This is a genomic window from Kordia sp. (assembly GCF_965283645.1).
In the GTDB taxonomy this organism is placed as follows: domain Bacteria; phylum Bacteroidota; class Bacteroidia; order Flavobacteriales; family Flavobacteriaceae; genus Kordia.
The window spans coordinates 402,913-422,983 of sequence record NZ_CBDIPG010000001.1 but is presented as its reverse complement, the minus strand read 5'-3'; the positions used below and the strand labels follow the sequence as shown (position 1 = coordinate 422,983).

Here is a 20,071-nt window from a genome sequence, read left to right as displayed (position 1 = left end):
ATTTTATACTTCATGTTGTTTTACTGCAATTTGAAGCTGTTTAATGATAACATCTATACTTGGGATTCGATTTCTTTTAAAACGCTCCCAAAGATCATACAATGAACCAATCACATCGGCAAGGTGTGGTTGGTTTTCTTTTGTAGGTGTTTCGTATGAAGGTTTTTCTTTTCGTCCATTAATAAGCACTACCATTTTTTCCTTTTTTTGGGATGTATTTTTGGTCAGAATTGAACTGTCTAAGTTGATAATGTCACGAATATGGTAAAATCTACAAAGCCAATTTAGAACATCTCGGTAGTATTTAATTTTTCCTTCTTGATCAAAACAGATATGCCCATTTAATACAATGACAGCGTTTCCGTTATCTTTTAAGTTTAATAAAGCAAGCGCAATTACAAATGCCTGCTCACGCAAGTGACTCGCTAAAAAATATGCTTTCCCTAAGTATTCTTCTATAGTATCAAGTTTTTCATTTTTTGTTTTTGTTGATTTTATAAATGGCGGATTACAAACCACTACATCAAAGGATTTGTGCATTGCTTTCGGAGTTGGTTCAAATGGATTGTAATCTGTAATGGTTTTAAAACGTAAAAAGTCAAGGAATTTTCTTTTTAGTTGAGATATTTCATTGGCGTGCGTTGCACTCGCTTTTGCACCCACTAATAAATTTCCACTTCCTGCGGTGGGATTGAAAATAGAAGTAGCTGTCTCCATTTGTAAATATCTCGCAATCATCATCGCAATAGGTAAGGGGAGAATGTGACTGTGTTCAAATCGCTGTTTATCATTGGTAAAGCTTCTGTCAAATTGTAAGTTTCCCCAAAAATGTCGCATTCCATCTATCCAAACATAATTTTCATCATAAAGGTATCTGCTTCTGAAAAAATCAATGGCACTTAGTTCAATAGCTTCTCCAAGAATTTCATCATTTGGCACTTCTTTTTGTTTGCCTAGACTTTCCACTTGTAAAAGTGTTGGTTTTTTATGTTTATAGTATAGAAGACTCATGCCTGCAACAAAACTATCAAAGTGAAACTTAGGAATTTTTGGTGTAACAATCATTTCATCAGTATCTATAAAATCAGTTTCTTCAAGTTGTTTGGCTAGTATACTTTCAATGTAGGCTTCAATACACTTTTTTGAGACAAATAAAGCGTCTATTTGTTCTTGAACATGTTTACGTTTTTTGATAAGTTCAGTGTATGAATAATCTCGCAAGCTTTGACCTGTTTTTAAATCGATCAATTTTTCAGAAAACTTTTGTAGTTGACGATCAATGATATCTGTTCCTTTAGAAAGATCAGCCATAGGTCTAAAGTTCTGTATCAAATACAACCAGCGATACTTTTGTTTCTTATTATCTAAAATTTGTTGAAGTGTTTTTACAGAAACATATCCTTTAATTAAACTTACATAGGGATATTGTAAATCAACAGGATAACTAATATTTTTTAAAATATCAAAACCATTTATTTGCCAATGTCTGTTAAGTTCACGGCAATTAATATTGATACCTAAATTGTCAATTTTTTTTAACTGTGATATTTCAAAAAGTTCATATTCAAACAATCTATCTAACGTTTCAATAGTAACTTCAAACAATTGTGGAAATTCAATTTTTAGCTTTGGTATGTGTTGCAAAGGAATTACACCTTTTTGAAAACATTCATGTACGTATAATGGAACAAGTACATTATTCACTTGATACTTCGTAAATACAAGATCGGTAGTAAACGATTTTATTTCAAAAGATTCGTTTGTAAAATCTAAAAGTGGACGCATTGCGATCGCTACACTCCCTTTAAAACAATTCGGGAAATCTTCAAACCATTCTCTATACAATCGAATGATGTGTTTGAGTTTATTTTGACGAAGCGTTTCTAAATTCATAGTAGAAGCTTCCTCAATTTCTGTAATTAACGTTTGAATCAATCGTGTATCAGTAACTTTAGTAGTTTGTTCAATAGATACTAATTTGTCGATTACTTCTAAAATCAATAGTTTATCAAAATCAGTTTGATCGTCCAAAATGCCTGTTTTGATAATTTGATTAGTTTCAATGGTATTTTTTATCTCAATTGAACTATCAGAATTTTTATCTTTTTGAACATCTTTGACCAATTCTACTAAAGAATCCATGAATTTAATAGGAATAAAAATTCCATCTTCATCAATGTCAATAACTTTCTGCACTCGCAATAATGTTCTTGCTCTTTCTTTATAATTACGAGGGAAAACGGTAAGTGAATCGAAATAATTCCCAAATGTGTGTCTAGCAAATCGTTCAGCAATTATCGTAGCGACTCTTTTATAATTTTCAAAAATGACATATTCATCTTCTATAATTTTATCATCTTTTTTGAAATTGATATCGACGATACAGAACTTTAAATCGTCAATCTTTTCAAAGCTTGGCTTGTAAGTAGGATATATGATAATAGATTTCCAGTCTTCTTCATTTTCCATTGCTTTTTTGAGATGATGAGCAAAGCTTACGTAGGCAAAATGAAAATCAGCATACCATTTGGTTTCATCTTTAAAAAAGTGTTTGAATCCTAATTTTTGCAAAAATGTAATTAATTCTTTGTCTATAGGGTTAGAGAATATAATTTCAATTCCGTTTTTAGCCTTATTATGTATTACTTGTACATTCATGTTTTAACAAATTAGTGTTGAAAACACTAAGCTAAAAAGCGCAATTCAAAAATCATTTGTCAACTTTTGGTACTTGAACCATTAATGTAGCTATATTTTTAATTCAGTATTAAAAAATGACCTCAAATGATAGATTCGTATTGAATTCTTGACCTATTAGTTGATTGCAACAAAATTACGTTTAATGACAAAAAATAAAATTTGAATTCTATTTTTTAGATATTCCAAATCAAAATATTGTCCATGCTTTTTTTTCTTAGTGTTGAAAACACTAAGCTACGAAGGGAAATTGGAAAATCATTTGTAAAATTTTGTGTAGTACACGTAGATTGTATGAAGATATTTGTAGGAAAGTAAATATCCATAATATAATATTACTTTTCACATATAAATCAAATAGAATATAAATAATACAAAAGCAAAAAGGAAGACTTTTTCAAGACTTCCCTTTTTCAGCTTTATTTTAGAGTTTGAATATCAAAACTCTAAGTTGTTTATTTCTAAGTGATTCCCATAATTGGGACAGTTTATTGTAAAACTATCTCGGAGATAGCATAGCTTTGTAATTATAGTTCAATTGAAATCGCTTGTTACAAGATTTACATTTATAACGTTGTTTATTATTTTGAAAACCATTCTTAACAGATTCTTCATGACAACTAGGACAGTTTATTTTTTTCATGACCTAATTTATTACATGTCGATTTAAGAAACCTATATTTTAAGCCCTCTAAGAGATTTTATTTTTTATTAATATATCAATGAACGCTGAAAACCAATGATTAAATTTTATTTTAACCATTGGTTTTCAATATTTTAAAATCATGTTTTAACCCATGACCTATTTTACTACATTACCGTTCAATTGCATAGGTAATCCAAGTAAAATTTTCTTTTCGTTTTATGAATGTCCACATTTCATCAACTTCAAATTTACATCCAAGTCTATTGACATATGGAATTTTGATTTCTTTAGCTATTTTCAACATTCTTGACAGAACTGTCTTCTTAGAAATTCTCAATACTCTTGAAATACTTCTAGTACCACAACCCTCTTTTAATAAAGAAGTTATAAAGCTATTAGTATGTTCATTATAAGCTTTATAAGTATATTTTAAATGGAATTTTTTATTGCAAGATGTACATTTATAACGTTGTTTACCACTTTGAAAACCATTTTTAATTGCTCGATTTCTACATTTTGGACATTGTATTTTTTCCATGCCCTAATGTAACCCACGTAGAATTAACAATCCCTTATTTTATAGGATTTAAGAAACGTTCGTATTTTTTAACATATCAAGCAACAAAGAAAAACAGTAGCTAAATATTTTATTAACTACTGTTTTTCAATTATTTATATTTCAAATTAAAGCTATGCCCTAATTTATACCATTACCACTCCGAAGAGTGGTCTATTATTCTATGGAAGTTTAACACCAAACCTCTTCGCTTTAACGTGTTTCCGCAGCGTATCATTTACTATTATAAATAAGCTGTCATTTTTCACTTCATAGCTTTCTAAAAAATTATACCTTTCATAAACTTGAAGTATTTCTTCTGATTCATCTTGCACCTTTCTTATTTGAATATTCGATTGTGTAGCAGCATTTGAAGGAATATAATAAACCTTAATATCATATGGTTTATTAGCTAAATTAATAGTCTCAATAGATGCTACATTCTTATTTTCATCAAAAAGAGAAAAAGAAGAAAGTTTGTATACTCCATAAAAAACTACTACAACAATTATTGCAATAAGAATTTTCAATTTATTTCTGCTTATCATAATATTTAAATCCTTTTTTGATGAAACTTTGGTCTCGTGGGTCATCTCCATAAGGTGGCGCAGAAACTTTTTTCTCACCAAAAATAGGTCTTCCCGTTTTTGTATAATTTACAGTTTTTACTGTTTTAAACTTTTGCCATTCTGGTTTAGAAGTACCTGCTGCAACTTGAGCGACTCCTGCTCGTTCTAACATAAATTCTTCAGAAAATAAGTTTGCTGCCTTTCCTACTGCTCCAAAATGATGATTTCCGATATCTTGAGATTCAAACAATTCTCCTTCAAATGAAAACTGCGTTTCACCATCGTTAGCTAAACCAAAAATTGTTTCTGTATTATTTTTTAAATCCCATTTTCCGTTATTTTTTACATTATTTCGGAAAGTAAAAGGATTGTAAATTCCCTCTGCTTCAGCTATATTGTTAGCTAACGCATTTGCATAAATTTTATCTGCGTTTATAACTCCTCCTAATTCGCCGATTTTTTCACCACCTGCACTTGTGTCTTTAGCGCTATACGTTTTATCTATATCTGCCTCTGTAGTAGCACCTTCGTGTACATAAACACCATCGTCACCATCATCTACATTTTTAAGAACGTTTCCAGATTCATCTGTATGTATTGAGTATAGACCAGTTGGGTCAATAAATGAAATTGGATTATTATAGCCATAATGATATGGTGTGTTTTCTACAAAACTATCTGCTAATGCATCTATTACATTAAACCTACCTAAAGCTGGGTCGTAATGACGCCAATCCATTTCCAACATATTATAATCAAGGCTTTCATTTCGTTCTTTACCTACATAAGTATGATAGTTATTTTCAGTACCATTTATGACATTATTGTATCCTTTGTGTTCAAATCCAAAAGGATAATAATGATTCTCTTCTTTGATCTCAGTTATTGGATCAATTGTTCCATTAGCATCCATGTCTTGATAGGAAAGTCTGATATTTCCTAAATGATCCTTGTATTGATAGGTGTAATCAAAGTCAACAATTCTGTTTCCTCCACCTTCATTGTCAACTACAGGTTCTATGTAACCTTCTTCACTGTTAAAGAACGTAAGTACCACAGGCGATTGTGCTGAGCCCTTTTTGTAAATGTAGTTTCCTGCATAAAAAGTAGATTGACTACTTGAGAGGCTACTATCAAATACTATTTTCTCTTGCTTCATCCCTGTTGCGTCGTAAATTTATGAAATGTGAACGTCACTTTCTAATCATATTTAAAAAGAAAAGGATGAACATTGTGTCCATCCTTTTACAATATAAATCTTTTTTTAAATTTATTGTTTTACAAATATTTATGATTCAAAATTAGTTCATCAACTATTCTGTACCATTACCCAAATTAGCCTTCTGTATTTACTTTAAGACTAAATAGTTTTTTATTTGTTAAATCAATTTTAAGGCTCCAGTAACAGTCTCCACCATCGGCTATGTCTAACATTTCTTTTCTCCAATCTGTATCATTGTAACTTGAAATATTACACATTGAATTAATAAATACTATTTTTAAGCCTTTGTCATCTGTATAAAACAAATATTGTCTGTAATATTTTTTAATTTCAGAAATACTCTTAGTTTTTAGGAAATAAAATTCTCCATCTTGAATAGCATCTTCAATTATTGAATTTATTTCAACAAAATCTTTATTACTAGGTTCCCAAAGAGAGTGATTTTTTCCAATCATAAATTTAGTATATGTTGAATCTCTAATAATTGTCATTTTTTGATCTTTTGGGGGCTTTTCTTTATTTTCAAAGCATCCAAAAAACAATATTGATATGACACAGTAAATAATAATTTGATTTTTTCCCATCTTTATATTTTTTCTAACTTCTTTCTAGCTTTAACCTTTTGTTCTTCACGTATTTTATTTTCTGTTTCTCTAACATTTAGCTCATCTTGATCAGTTGTAACTTTTTCTCCTTGATAAGGTTTATCTGGATTTATTACTGTAACTTCAGTTTTATCAACTTTATTTTTTGCATTTAGGTCTGCATGAATTAACTCATGAGCTAAACCAATCTCGACAGGTCTTCCATAACTACCATCTTCATTTTGTATAGCATTACCTTTAGTTCCGTCAGCCTCATTGTTAGGATCAAAAGTAATATTACTATTCCCATTTTTACTTTTATCTATTCGGTTTTCTTTTCCTGTTTTAATTGATATTTTTTTCTTAGACTTAATTAGTTCTGAAACTAGCTTAGTTCCTTCAATCAAATTTTTATCACTATTAGTGGTTTCCCCTTTGACTATTAGCACTCTATAACCTTTTCTAGTTTCAACTAATTTGATCTTATCATTTGTAAGTTTTTGTAAGTTTTGATAAATCTCAACTTTATTTCTTACATTTTTTGAACTATTCTTATTGCCAACATAAGGAATGATAATTTCTTTTCCATTTGGATCAATAAACATTACTGGGTTACTAGCAACATATACATAAGGAGAAATTTTATAATATTTGCTAGCTAGTGGATCAATATTCATCCAACGTCCTATAGAAGCTTCATAATTTCTAGCTCCATAATCTTGCCAAACCAATCCTAACTCGTTTTGTTCCTCTTTACCATTGTAACCATACTGATGATCTCTCCCTGTAATTTGGTTATTATACCCTTTATGTTTTAAGCCAAAAGGGTAGAAGTCCGCTTTTATGTTTTTGAAAGAGTGTTAAAAACCAGTCTATTATCTTAATTCTTAATGAGTTATTTTCAATGAACGTGTATTTTTATTGAGAATTTTCAATTTATCATTACTATCCCCAAAAGTAAATCTTTAAATGAGCTTCAAGATAAATCTTACTTTTTGAAAAACAAATTGTTCTTCTAATTAATCGCTTGATATGTGTTCGTAAGGTTAAATTCATTCTTTCAATTTTGTTGGTACAATATTGAAAGCGTTTGTGAATTTCTTTTGGAATTAAACTTGAATAAATATTTAAACGATCTGTATAAATTCTATTGGGTTGGAGTAGGAGAACTTTATCAATAACAAATTTCAAGTTTTCTGTGTTTCTATTGCCAATTACAAAACCAATTACATCCTTGGTTTTCCGTTCGATAGCATAAGTCAAATAATTTTTTGTTTCTTTATTTCCGATTCTCACGAACATTTCATCTACTTCAAACGTGCATCCAAACTTATTGAAATATGGAATCTTAATCTGTTTACTAATCTTTAACATTCTTGACAGAACTGTTTTTGGAGAAATTTCTAATATTCTTGAAACATCCATAACTCCACAACTATTTTTTAATAATCTGGTAATCCAAATATTGGTAGTTACTTTATAAGCATTGTATGTATAATTATCTTGAAAATTGTGTTTGCAATTTTTACAATGATAACGTTGTCGACCATTTCGTTTCCCTTTTTTGATACAATGTGATTGATTACATTTTTTACAATTCATAACCACAAATATACCAAGCACCAATTTACACCACGAAGGGAAATAGATTCTTTATTTTATACACTCTAAGGAACTTTCATTATTTCAAAGAACTAGAATGAGCCTCAATTAAGAGACTCATTTTTTATTTAAGTTATTGATAATCAATATCAAAATTTCACTTTTTTTCTAAAGCACCATTTTCACCCATTACCTAAATGGGACAGTTTATTGTGAAACTATCTCGGAGATAGCAGGCTATTTTATTTTTATTGTTCTAAAAGCTTTCAAGAGTTTAAATTGTTCCAATGTATCGAGATCACGTCCATATAAATAAAGGTTATCATTTCTGTTAGTTAAACTATCAAAGAAAATTGAAGTTATCCCTGCACCTATTTTTTTAGGAACTCCTATTTTCACCTCTCTATTATCAATATTATCATAGTAATAATATTCATTGTGAAAAGTACCTTGATTCATATCTATTTTCGGGTATTTTGAAAAAAATATTTCTGAAACAGGAAAACCTAAAGAATCTAATTTATCTTTTTCATTTATATGACTAACTCCTAATACTTCATTATTGTCAGGCGTATCTCTGCCATAATCAAATGTTATAGAGTCATTTTTATTGGTTACAATTCCACCTACATGAGAATCAATTCCAATTAATTCTATTTTTCTCCAGTCGTTAGGTATTTCTATAGAGAAAAATCTATAGTCCACTTTTTTATTTTTGTTTTGATCTTTACAGCATAATAAAATAAATAAGACTAAAAACGACAATGCATAATATTTTATTTTCATCACTTAAATGTTGTTTCGTTATTTAATATAAAAAGATTTGCTAATTCTCTACTAGATTTATTATATTTCGAAGATTCTTTAACAGTTCCATCACCTTGCGTAGAGTCGATTTGCCCTCCAACAATGTCTCCTTTCTTCTTTGATGTTAGACTGGTACTACCATTTACAAACTTAAACATCAAGTCATTTAGCTTTGAATGGTTTAAACCTAAATTATGTCCAAGTTCATGTTGAACTGCTTCATCAAAATTCCCTGTAGCAATAGTACCATCTTCTACAGTTGACACTCTTCCATTAAGAGTAGCTAATCCAACCTCGCTATAATCCCCACTATTTGGGTCAGTTTGAGCCTCTTTTGAGATTAATAAAACATGATCATTTTCTCCAATATCGTCTAAAGATGTAATAACTTTATATTCAATATTAAATTCTGTAATATTGTCCTTAATGTTTTTTTGAGCAGAGTTATCATACCCCATTGTATTACCCTCAAAGTTTGCCAATCTAACAGTACCGCTTTTTTTATTAAACATAGTTTTTGATAAATCTGCTCCTGTCAAGTTAACAACTGACACCGTAACTGTCATTTTGATATCTCTTCGCACTAGACTTCCAACCCTTTGGGTGTTAGAAACTTTTGTAGTCACATCATCTGCTCCTTGTGGAGCCATACCATCAGGGTCTTGCCAATAAATAGGATTATCAAATGCATAATTATAAGGAGAATGTCTTCTCATTTGCTCTGCTAAAGGATCAATATTCATCCAACGTCCAATAGAAGCATCATAATTTCTAGCTCCAAAATCTTGCCACTCAAGTCCAAGTTCGTCATTTTCCTCTTTTCCGTTGTATCCATACTGATGATCTCTTCCTGTAATTTGAGAATTATACCCTTTATGTTTCAATCCAAAAGGATAATAATGATTTTCTTCTTTGATCTCAGTTATTGGATCAATTGTTCCATTAGCATCCATGTCTTGATAGGAAAGTCTGATATTTCCTAAGTGATCTTTGTATTGATAAGTGTAATCAAAATCTATGATTTTGTTTCCACCACCTTCAGTATCAATTACAGGTTCTATGTAGCCTTCTTCACTGTTAAAGAACGTAAGTGCAATAGGAGATCGTGCTGAGCCCTTTTTGTAAATGTAGTTTCCTGCATAAAAAGTAGATTGACTACTTGAGAGGCTACTATCAAATACTATTTTCTCTTGCTTCATCCCTGTTGCGTCGTAAATGTATGAAATTGTACTTTCATTAACAAAGGTTATTTGCTCTGGTAAGTTTAAATAGTTGTAACTGATATTTGTAATATCCTTGTTTTTATCTTCAATCATGTTTCCATTGGCATCATAGCTGTAATCATCACCTGTGGTATTTCCATTTTTGAATCCATAATCAATGTTACTTGCATCTGCGACACTCATCAGCTGATTACCAACATAGAAGTAATTCAAATCATCCATTATTCCAAAGACCGTTGCATTGGCATCGGTATGACCTATTCTGACCAGTTTTTCAATATTTCCATTTAGATCATAATCTACATAATCAAGACTGTAATTTCCTGTATTGTCTTTAGCACTTGTAATTCTGTTTAATGGATCATAATCATATTCATAGTTCTTTAATGAACTGTCTGCTCCTTTGGTTCTCCATAGCGTACTACTGATGTTTCCATTGAATAGTTTCCTGGTCGGATCAGTGATGTCATTGTATTTCAGTGCAAAGCTAAATAGATCGTTTCCTTGATCATTTACATTATTAATACCTTTGAGCCATCCTCTGATGTTATACGTATAATCAACCTCTTGAAGCTGTTTTTCCAAATCTATCAAGACAAGATCTTGTACTTTTCCTCCAGAAGAGTTTATACAAACATCTCCCACAAGCGGGTTGCCATTATCAGAGAATTCTGAAATATAAAATACTTCTTCATTTTTTAGATAATAGATTTTGTTATCTCGACGTTCTACTTTTAATACATCTCCTAAAACATAGTTTCCTTTTAGACCTTTGTTAGTACCAGACTCATAAATATTTATATTTCCCCAATAGACATAAATTGCATAATCAATAGAGTTGTAATGATCTGTTCCACTGATATCATCTGATAAACCAGCCATGAGGTAATCTGAGATTTTTACAGGACTGAAACTCACATATCCGTCTCCATTTATGGTGGTATCGGTAACTAGCCCTGCATCCCAAGTACTGGTACTGCCTGCTGTTTTCTCAATGATATTTCCACTTACATTCAAATTAGAGTTTACATGAGTATAGGTGCTGATACTTGGAAGCGATCCGCCAACTTGTTTTTGTACCAGTTGTCCAAGTTCATCATAATTATTCTTTGCAATCAATTCTTTGTTGCCTCCATTGATTTGTTTGGTTTGATATAATAATCGTGAACTTTTGTCATAACTATAATTATCAATAGTAACAATAGGATTGTTCTTTTCTTTGAGATGTGTTGTTTTTTGCGCTAATACTTTACCACTAAAGTCTAATAAACTACTGCTTACATCTTGTGTATGGAGATACTCATTTTTAGAAACACCATGTATGGGTCTTCCCTTTTCATCATAATAAGATTCCGATGTAATCCATTTATCAGTTCCTAACACACGTACTTTACTTCCTGTAGCCAATCCTTTGACATTGGCTGAAAAAGCTTGTCCATAACTAGCATACCCGATATGCATGTCTTCAATAGCGACCTCAGGGTCAAAGAAGGATGCATCTCCTATGAGTACTCCTGTGTACGTTGTAGCAACTGCATGAAAGATTTCATCGTTCTTTTTAAAGAGTATTTGATTTGCTGAACGTTCTACTTTAAAAACATCACCTACCTGATAGGTCGTTGTTGAGAGACTTTCAAATACACCTTCTTGATATAAATAAACACGTTGTAATCCTCCATACCCTGTATAGATGGCATAATCAATGGTGTCGTAATGATCATTTTCAGCTGAATTGATAGCAGAAAGTCCTACCATGAGTTTTTTATCTGTAGAAGTTACTTTGTACTGAATATATCCATCTCCATAGATATATCCTGCTGTAGTAAAACCTGTATTCCATCCAGTAGAAGCATTTGCTGGTTTTGAGATGGTATTACCTGTAACATCTAAACCACTTTGCGTGTCTAAATTATAATCTGCTTCCAAAGCACTGCCTGCACTCCAAAGGTAATCGTCATAGTAGTTTACCGTAAGCAATTCGATACTATCATCATTTGGATAGTTTGTATTTGAATAATATATAGCTGTTCCATCGATAGTCATAGTCGTTGGACTTGTTGTACGCGATTCATAAAGAGCTGTTCCATCAATTATGACTTGCAGACTCGCTCTACTGCCACTATTGATTACTGTTCCTGTATAAGCTACTCTTCCAAATACATCATATTTGGTAAACAGCCATGTGTTTGTACTTCGTAAGTTGATGTCTTGTGTAAGTACAGGACGATCTAATTTGTCATACACAATGTATTCCCATCCTTTGGCAGGAATTTTCTTTTCAATCAGTCTGTTTCTATGGTCGTATTTGTATTGGTAACATAATTCGTCTAATACTGTTGTGTCAATGCTTGTTTTTATAGAAGCCTCTGGTGGTAATACATAGGTCAGATTTCCAAAATCATCATAGATGTAATAAGTATCTAGTACTTCTATTCCATTATAGGTACGCTTAAGTAGTACTTGTCCTAATTTGTTTTTAAATTCCTCTGTGGTATGATCTTTTGTCCATAGACTAGGATCAGTACCATTAGGTTGCCAGTTTTCATCTTTAAGAATTGATTTATAGAGTTCACCTGCTAAATAAAAACCATCTTCTTGTAAACTTACATCAGTATAACCGCTTCCAAATGAGGCTTTAAAACGACGCACGTTATCAAATTTTTTATCAGTAAGGATTCCGTTATGAGAGTTTGTTTGATATCCCATTTTGATCGTATGATCATCATCTTTGGTTTTATTGATTTCCCAATCAAGTCCTGGTGCACCAACTTCTTGTACACGATTAAGTGGCGAATCTTCAAAAAATTGCTCACTATAAGCATTGAGGGTATTTTCATATTTTACCACATTGTAAAATGTTGCTTGATTTACTAGCGCATTGGAATGAATAGCTCCTTGCAAGCTTGTCGTGGCATATGGCAAGAATTCTTTCTCTTTTCGTCCAATAGCATCATAGTCAAAAGGTGTAACAATGTCTTCATTATTTCCACCTTGTCCAATTGCAATGGATTGTTTTGTACGTCCAAGCCCATCTACATAATTTATGTTTTCTAAGGTATTCCAGTCACTAACATTAAGTCCGTCTTGAGTAGCCTCATTGTAGATGATAGTTTTTACATAATTGTCTAAGGCATCATTGCTTGTACGATAAAAATATTCATTGCCTGCTAAGATATTACCATCAGCATCCTTTACTTGTTTTAATCGATGAAAATCATCGTACACATAGGTTGTGATATAACCTCTTGCGTCTGTTCCGCTAATAACCCCGATCATAGGATCATAGGTGTAATGACTAAATTGTGTCTCTGGAAAACTGGTTTGTAAATTGCTTATTTGCGTATTACTTAGCCCAGAGCTTCCAGTATTGAAGTTATTACCCAACAATGTTTCAATCTCAGAAAAACTAACTCCGATAAGCTGTGCTACAGGGAATGTTTGATCATAACCCCATATATAACTGATGGGTGTTCCGTCTGTTTGACTGACCTGTAAAATATTGCCATAGGAATCATAGCGCTGATATTCCAATCGGTTTTCTAAGGCGTCTGTTCCTTTTGAAACAGCAACTATTTTTGGTAAAATAAGATCTGTTTCAAACTCGTGATATTCTGTTTTTATTTGGTTTAAAAACGAACCATTTTTATAGCTCTGAGTCTCCAATACTTCATTGATTTTATTTAAGCTTACAAGCGCATTTCGAATGGTTGTACTATTGCCTCCGCTAGGGAAACTCGTATCAACAGGGTAGTAATACTTAGTCATATAATCCTGCTCTGTGCCTTTTTCATCAAAGAAACTATGCTTTTCTTTTAATTGAAAATTTATTGGATGGTATGAAAATGTTTCTCTTGTAGTAGTTGCGTTTTGATTCGATGCTAGATCATAAAAATAATCATTCGTGATGGTCTCAGTTAACTGAGAAATACCCGCATAATAATAGTAAAAATGTGAATCGATATAACTTGAAGCATCCCCGCAATTATTAGCAATTGGAGGCGGTATGTACCCTTCTTCACCAAAAGGTATGGGCACATAATTTTTTTCTACAGAACTCGTAAGATAACCATTATATGTATTAAAAAATTGATCCCATTCACAACTGGTAAATTGCTTAAGGCTCATTTGTACATTTGTAGCAACCTGCTTCGAAGAAGAAGTGTAACTGTTGATTACTTCTTTGAGTTTACGATTATCATCATCAAAAATTTCTTGTTTGGTCAGTAATCCGCGTTTATGATCTAAATCTGGTTGCGGTACAAATGGATAGACTAGACTTGTAAAGGTTGGATCATCTTTTGGAGAGGTAAAGGTGTATTTTGTTGCTCCATTATTTTCTTTATACACTCGAACATTTTGATATCCTACATAATTCCCTTTGGTCATTTGCACATTCACAGCATTGCTGTAATTTTGAACTTGATATTTTACAGAACTAGGAATCCAATTAATATTATTAATCATCGTATATCTTCGACTAATTGTATATGGTTTGTCATAAAGTTCACCATCAAATGATCCACTTGAAACTGTTGAATCTACAAACTCCGTGTAATCATAGTGAGTTTTTGTCGCTACAGTATCTTTGTCTTTAAAAGCAATAGACCCAATACGCAGACCGCCACCATTAAAGTATTTTTGATTTGGTGTGAATTTTGGATAAGTAATTGAAAAATCAACGGTTACTTCATTAATATTGGAAGAGATATACTGATCATGATCTAATTCTACAAAGTACCACCCTGTCGATAAAATTGGTTGATGTGATGTGGTTGTGACTTTATAGGTAAATGAATTATCATAGTTAGCTGGTTCAAAATCTGAAACACTTCCTGGCCCTTGACAAAACCCTGTACAATCTGGATCAAATCCAACCGATTCGAGTATTGTTACTGGTGTTATTTTTACGTGAAAATTATCAAGTTCATTACCAAATGGTTGGTTTGAGGCGGTAGTAATTGAATTGATATTAAGTGTGGTCGCTGTTGAGCGTCCTTCTATATAAATGAATTTGACCGTTGGCGTAAATCCTGAGTTTGGATTAAGCTGATCTGTCATCAAATAATCAGCAGTATAGCTTGTTTGATTCTCAGGAATATCGCGAAGGTTTACGGGTTGATCACCAAAATAACTAAAAGTATTGGATTCAAATCCAAATGATTTTACACCACCTGTTGGATAGCGCATTTCCGTTAAGACTCCTGTGGTAACATCACCTGCATTAAAATAGCCCCAACGATTTTTTTGAATATCACCAAAAGCAGGTAAATTTTCTTTATTATGATAGCTCATCACATAGGGAAGGGTTATATTTCCTCTGGTGTGATTGACTTGATTTAAAAATAAACGATTGCCTGTAGTTGTTTGGCTGTAAGTAAATGAAAACGTCTCCACGATTGCACCATTAGCATCTTTACGTTGTACCTGTGTCAGTTTTGCGCCTGTATGATTTAGCGCAGGCGTGATAGATCCGCTATATTCTGGGTGTCCAATGCTATGCGTAAAATCAAGGCTAGAATTATCTTTGGATAAAATAATACGGCTTAGTTTTTTAGACTGTATTTCAAGTGCGCTAGCAGAATAAGAATTCCCAGACTCTAATAACCCTTCATTATATTGACTGTGATCTGAGTCAGATGTATTAGGATTACCTAATACTTTTTTAATCGTATGATTTTCAGGTGTTTCAAAATTTTCTTGAATGTCTGAGTATTCAAACTCGCAAAGCGTTTTTAGATTACTGGTCGTTACCTTTTTTAACATCCATGCAGAATAGTAGATATCACTAGAAACATTGCTACTTCCACTAACACTAATTCCACTTGATAGAGGTGTAGAAACCGTTTTTTCTTTATATTCCTCCCCCTGTCCAAAGGTATAAATCGTTCCTGAGGTATCGATAATTTCAAACCCATCAATGACTAAGGTCACAGGGTTGTAGATTAAAACAATTTCTAGTTTTTGATCATAGGATAACAATTTAGCTTCTAAATTTCCTACAGTATTTTTAATCACTACAAAACGTCCTGAATTTCCTAAATAACTAAACTGGTATAAATCAAGCTGTGTATCATAACGTTCAATTCCTCTAACACCTTTCCAAAGGAATTCATTAGAAGCGGCAGGATTATTAGTAAAAGGATAATTGAAATAGTTATTATGTAAGACACCTATCCCTTGATTGGGCACATTTTTTTCATCAGGCACACCAACCACGGTTCGTGAGATAGCCCCTCCAGCATCTAAACTCCATCCCGTACCTGTCCAACCAGAACGTTCATCGATACGAATACCAGTAGCGTTATAGCGTAGTGATACATTCAGTCCGACCGATGGCGCGAGTTGTTTTCCAAATAAAGGAATCCCAATATCAGGAACACCTGTGTATTGACTTACGGGTACTTCTTCAAATTGCATGAGATTTGCAACTGTTGGTGAGGCGGGAATAATTGTTGGTAGTTCTGTTGGGTTTGGGTTGTCCTGTGCGTGTAATTTTGGAAGTACGGTTAATCCAAAAATCACACACATCATCAGCATGATTTGTTTTTTCATAAATGTAATTGTTTTAGTGATTTTTCTTTAAATTTTAATTTTATGCTACTTCTTGTGTAGCTTGGGGAAATACTTGATTGTTAATAATTTTGGAAATACTTGTTTTTTTTCTATAACTAATCGACAATATGTTTTGATCACTCAGATGCAACAAACGATATTTTCCTTCATATTCTTTGATATGAATTAGATGTACCAAAAAAGAACGGTGGATACGTATAAAACCTATACTAGTTAATAAGTTCTCGTAGTGTTTTAAACATTTACTACTCAGTATACGTCCTCCTTTTGAAGATGTATAAAAGTATAGTTTTCACTAGCTTGTATATAAATAATATCCTTTACATAAACATGCTTTCCTTTGTGTTTACTTCCGATACGAATCGTATTGTTATTTTTTATACACTCCTGCCGCTGTGTTTCTCTTTTTTTAGTCATATATGCATTACAATTTTGTGTTTTATTAAAAAGGGGCGGTGAGTAAAGTGGCTGTTTTCTATACAAAGAAAAATAGTTTTCATATATCTGACAACTATTTTTTGTAAACGTTACATTTTTTTAATAAACGTTGATTTTTAACATAAAAACAGCTTTTTTAAACTAAAAATATAGTCTTCACAACTCCCATGCTATCCCTACGACTATTTTAAAATAAATTGTCCCATTTAAGGAACTGGTGCTGAAAATAAAATAGTTATGAGCATCAGATAAAATTAAAGATTGAAGTAAAAAGTGATGTTGTGTATTAAATGTTACTTTTTGCTTTTAACATATGGTTTTGTTTTACAGACACATTTTATAAGAGTTTTTCTTGTTTTGCTGTCTTCTGTAGGCTATATGAATACCATAAATGCAAAGTATGTTACTTTGTTGCGCACTAATTTTTAAGGTAGCAAAGCGACTGTAAAACTACCTACCATAGTCGCTTTGCTTATCTACGGGTACATAGACAACGGTTATCTTCAACAAAACCGAACCTAGCGTATTTAGCACTACGTATTTATTTTAAGAATTATCATTTAACTCTTTTTCAAGTTCCTCGTCTACTTCATTTTTTAGTGTTGGTTTTTGTTTTAGTTTAGAAAACAGCCTTACAAATACGATTACGACAATGACTATTAGTATGCTTTCAACTATAATTATTAGTAGTAAAAGTGTGGTGTTATTTAATTTCATTTCATTGATTTTATTAGCATTACTGGCTACTAATTGCAATCAATATTTCAACAGGCTCACTACCCTTATTTGGCTTTCTCTTAGCGAAGTCGAAGGAAAAAAAGCCTGTTTCAACGGTACTCAACAACCAATCTTAAGTTGCTAATAAACTATAAAACAGCAATAACTGAGTTTGTCAAAACAGGCATAGGGGGACTATAAAAAAAAAGAAAAGTGTTCTGGTGTTTTTAAACTCATAATATGTTGTTAATCATATCTTTTTCCTGTAAAAGTCCTTTCCAAAAATCACTATAAAAATTTGAGTTTTGTAGCAACTCTTTATGTCTACCATGTACGGTAGTTTCACCGTTTTCTATAACATATATATGATCTGCTATTTGTTTTAGTGAATGCAATCGGTGTGATATAAAAATGATGCTCATTTTTTGCTTTAAGCGTCTTAGTAACTGCAATACAAATCGTTCGGTATTTCTGTCCATTGCCGAAGTAAACTCATCTAGTATCAATAATTGTGGTCGTTTGTACAACACACGTATAAGTGCTAGTACCTGTTTTTGTCCACCCGATAAGTTAACACCTTCTTCACCTAAAATAGTTGCATACCCTTGTGGCAAGCTTTGTATAAAATCTTCAAAACCGTATTCCACAATAAAGTTGTGAATATCTTCAAAAACGGCTTCTTGCCCTAGCACAATGTTATCGAGTACATGCCTCGAAAAGATGGTAACTTCTTGTGGTATTACTCCAATAATACTACGCCAATCTTCAATGCGTACTGCATCTAATGAAATGGTATTGTTAATGGTAATGTTTCCGCTTTCATGGTTGTAGAATTTTTGAACAATTTGCCCCAATGTACTTTTTCCACTACCACTCTCGCCAACAATGGCTATACATTGATGCTTGCCTAGAGTGATGTTTATATTTTTTAAAAGTTGTTTACGTCCCACAAAACGAAATGATACATTTTTAATCACTAACGATTCAAACGACGATAGTTCCGTTTCTCCTTGGGCTTCTTTTTCTATGGAAGCAAACTCATACATTCTATTAAAAGCTACTTTTGCTTCATTAATCGGAATTGCTACAAGTGCCAAACTAGCCACCGATGGAAGCAACGAACCTGCAATGCCTAAAACAGCCGTGAGTTCTCCAATAAGCATAACTTCATTGTATACTTTAAATGCCGCAAATACTAGAATCCCCATTAAAAACAATACACTAAATATTCCCGAAATAAGTGATAAACGCACATTGATCTTACCTAATGAAAATGCCTTTTCTTGAAAGTTGCCATAAATAAGTTGATTTATCTTTTGAAAAACACCTTGTCTGTTATTGTTCTTTATTGTTGCTATGCCTTGCATGGAAGTAATATAGTTACTCTCGTTAAGGGCATAACCTTGCATCACTTGCTTTTGTGCTTTGATAATTTTAGTATTAAAGCTATAAATAAGAAAGAAATAAAACGGCAAACTAACAAAAGCCAATAGTCCTATGTGCCATGAATAATAGAATAGAAATCCTAAAGCTACCATAGCAACAAGCGCATTAATGATAATGTTGCCCACAACGGTTTTAATCACATTTTGTACGCGTTGTGTATCATTCAATCGGGCAACGAGTTCACCTATTTTACGGGTATCAAAAAATGGTTTGGGTAAGTGTAGTAACGAACTGTAAAAACGATCAATAATACGGTTGTTAAAATCCTTACTTTGTCGTATCAAAAAATAATCGCGTAAGCTACTAAAGAGTGCTTTTATAAGTAACAGAATAGTAATTAATATAACACTCAATACAAGTTTACTAACATCTTTTGAAGGTAGTATATCATCAATAAGCTTTTGTGAAAATACTGCCATACTCATACCAAGTATTGCTATGCACAAACCAAGTAATATACTAAACTTTAACAATCGGTAATCGGGTTTTAACACACTTAAAAACCATTGTTTTTTAGATGTGGCTTTGGCAGTTGCTTGCTCAAAAGTTTCGTTTGGCGTAAGTGTTAAACAGGATTTTGACTTCCATATGGCTATAAGTGCTTCTTTGGTGTAGTAACAAATTCCTTTTGCAGGATCTCCAATACTAAATTTATTGTTTTCAAAACCATAACACACTACATAATGTTGCAACTTATCTTCCATAACCACATGGAGTATTACAGGTTGTTTATGGTTTATAAGTGCTTGCAGGTCTGCTTGGCAACCTTCGGCAGTAAACCCAAGTGCGTTTGCCGCTTGGTGCAAGCCAAGCAAGGTAGTTCCTTGTTTGTTAGTTCCGCTTTGTTCTCTGAGTTTCTCTAAGGTGTTGCTTCCACCGTATAATTGAATAACGGACAATAAGCACGCCACACCACAATCACTTTGATCGTGCTGTAGTACCAACGTCTTCTGTATCTTTTTCTTTGTAACTGTTGTTTTTTTCATGGTAA

The 20,071-nt window shown here is 32.2% G+C and carries 11 protein-coding genes and 1 pseudogene; all 12 read right to left on the bottom strand.

All coding sequences use genetic code 11. The features are described from left to right. Window positions 1-3 precede the first annotated feature (3 nt). A complete protein-coding gene (locus ACQ654_RS01785) occupies window positions 4-2,658 on the bottom strand; it encodes an N-6 DNA methylase (protein ID WP_430408596.1) in 2,655 nt (884 codons plus the stop codon). 538 nt (window positions 2,659-3,196) lie between these two features. Continuing rightward, on the bottom strand, window positions 3,197-3,340 hold the full coding sequence (locus ACQ654_RS01780) for an IS1/IS1595 family N-terminal zinc-binding domain-containing protein (protein ID WP_430408595.1): 144 nt from the start codon (window positions 3,338-3,340) through the stop codon (window positions 3,197-3,199). A gap of 172 nt (window positions 3,341-3,512) precedes the next feature. Continuing rightward, window positions 3,513-3,881: a transposase-like zinc-binding domain-containing protein gene (locus ACQ654_RS01775; protein ID WP_430408594.1), complete on the bottom strand. Its 369-nt coding sequence runs from the start codon at window positions 3,879-3,881 to the stop codon at window positions 3,513-3,515. A 200-nt stretch (window positions 3,882-4,081) separates the two neighbouring features. Continuing rightward, complete coding sequence (locus ACQ654_RS01770) at window positions 4,082-4,447, bottom strand: hypothetical protein (protein WP_430408593.1); 366 nt, start codon at window positions 4,445-4,447, stop codon at window positions 4,082-4,084. Further along, window positions 4,431-5,627, bottom strand: coding sequence for a polymorphic toxin type 44 domain-containing protein (locus tag ACQ654_RS01765; RefSeq protein ID WP_430408592.1), 1,197 nt, complete (start codon window positions 5,625-5,627; stop codon window positions 4,431-4,433). The genes ACQ654_RS01770 and ACQ654_RS01765 overlap by 17 nt, the downstream gene beginning before the upstream one ends. Window positions 5,628-5,803: 176 nt before the next feature. Beyond that, window positions 5,804-6,274: a hypothetical protein gene (locus ACQ654_RS01760; protein ID WP_430408591.1), complete on the bottom strand. Its 471-nt coding sequence runs from the start codon at window positions 6,272-6,274 to the stop codon at window positions 5,804-5,806. A gap of 2 nt (window positions 6,275-6,276) precedes the next feature. Then, window positions 6,277-7,119, bottom strand: coding sequence for an RHS repeat-associated core domain-containing protein (locus ACQ654_RS01755; RefSeq protein ID WP_430412990.1), 843 nt, complete (start codon window positions 7,117-7,119; stop codon window positions 6,277-6,279). Between the two features lie 100 nt (window positions 7,120-7,219). After that, the gene (locus tag ACQ654_RS01750; protein ID WP_430408590.1) at window positions 7,220-7,876 is read right to left on the bottom strand and encodes an IS1 family transposase; all 657 of its coding nucleotides are present in this window, start codon (window positions 7,874-7,876) and stop codon (window positions 7,220-7,222) included. A 237-nt stretch (window positions 7,877-8,113) separates the two neighbouring features. After that, on the bottom strand, window positions 8,114-8,662 hold the full coding sequence (locus ACQ654_RS01745) for a hypothetical protein (RefSeq protein WP_430408589.1): 549 nt from the start codon (window positions 8,660-8,662) through the stop codon (window positions 8,114-8,116). Beyond that, window positions 8,662-16,458, bottom strand: a complete 7,797-nt coding sequence (locus ACQ654_RS01740; RefSeq protein WP_430408588.1) for a DUF6443 domain-containing protein — start codon at window positions 16,456-16,458, stop codon at window positions 8,662-8,664. Before ACQ654_RS01740 ends, ACQ654_RS01745 begins: the two co-directional genes overlap by 1 nt. A gap of 40 nt (window positions 16,459-16,498) precedes the next feature. Then, window positions 16,499-16,750, bottom strand: a pseudogene (locus ACQ654_RS01735) (LytTR family transcriptional regulator DNA-binding domain-containing protein); the annotation flags it as partial. Between the two features lie 1,117 nt (window positions 16,751-17,867). Beyond that, on the bottom strand, window positions 17,868-20,066 hold the full coding sequence (locus tag ACQ654_RS01730; protein WP_430408587.1) for a peptidase domain-containing ABC transporter: 2,199 nt from the start codon (window positions 20,064-20,066) through the stop codon (window positions 17,868-17,870). Window positions 20,067-20,071: the final 5 nt, after the last annotated feature.

What these genes read in the sequence shown, in the direction of transcription:
- ACQ654_RS01730 (WP_430408587.1), bottom strand. Translation starts at nt 20,066, where the DNA reads ATGAAAAAAACAACAGTTACAAAGAAAAAGATACAGAAGACGTTGGTA.
- ACQ654_RS01770 (WP_430408593.1), bottom strand. Translation starts at nt 4,447, where the DNA reads ATGATAAGCAGAAATAAATTGAAAATTCTTATTGCAATAATTGTTGTA.
- ACQ654_RS01750 (WP_430408590.1), bottom strand. Translation starts at nt 7,876, where the DNA reads ATGAATTGTAAAAAATGTAATCAATCACATTGTATCAAAAAAGGGAAA.
- ACQ654_RS01765 (WP_430408592.1), bottom strand. Translation starts at nt 5,627, where the DNA reads ATGAAGCAAGAGAAAATAGTATTTGATAGTAGCCTCTCAAGTAGTCAA.
- ACQ654_RS01780 (WP_430408595.1), bottom strand. Translation starts at nt 3,340, where the DNA reads ATGAAAAAAATAAACTGTCCTAGTTGTCATGAAGAATCTGTTAAGAAT.
- ACQ654_RS01760 (WP_430408591.1), bottom strand. Translation starts at nt 6,274, where the DNA reads ATGGGAAAAAATCAAATTATTATTTACTGTGTCATATCAATATTGTTT.
- ACQ654_RS01775 (WP_430408594.1), bottom strand. Translation starts at nt 3,881, where the DNA reads ATGGAAAAAATACAATGTCCAAAATGTAGAAATCGAGCAATTAAAAAT.
- ACQ654_RS01745 (WP_430408589.1), bottom strand. Translation starts at nt 8,662, where the DNA reads ATGAAAATAAAATATTATGCATTGTCGTTTTTAGTCTTATTTATTTTA.
- ACQ654_RS01785 (WP_430408596.1), bottom strand. Translation starts at nt 2,658, where the DNA reads ATGAATGTACAAGTAATACATAATAAGGCTAAAAACGGAATTGAAATT.
- ACQ654_RS01740 (WP_430408588.1), bottom strand. Translation starts at nt 16,458, where the DNA reads ATGAAAAAACAAATCATGCTGATGATGTGTGTGATTTTTGGATTAACC.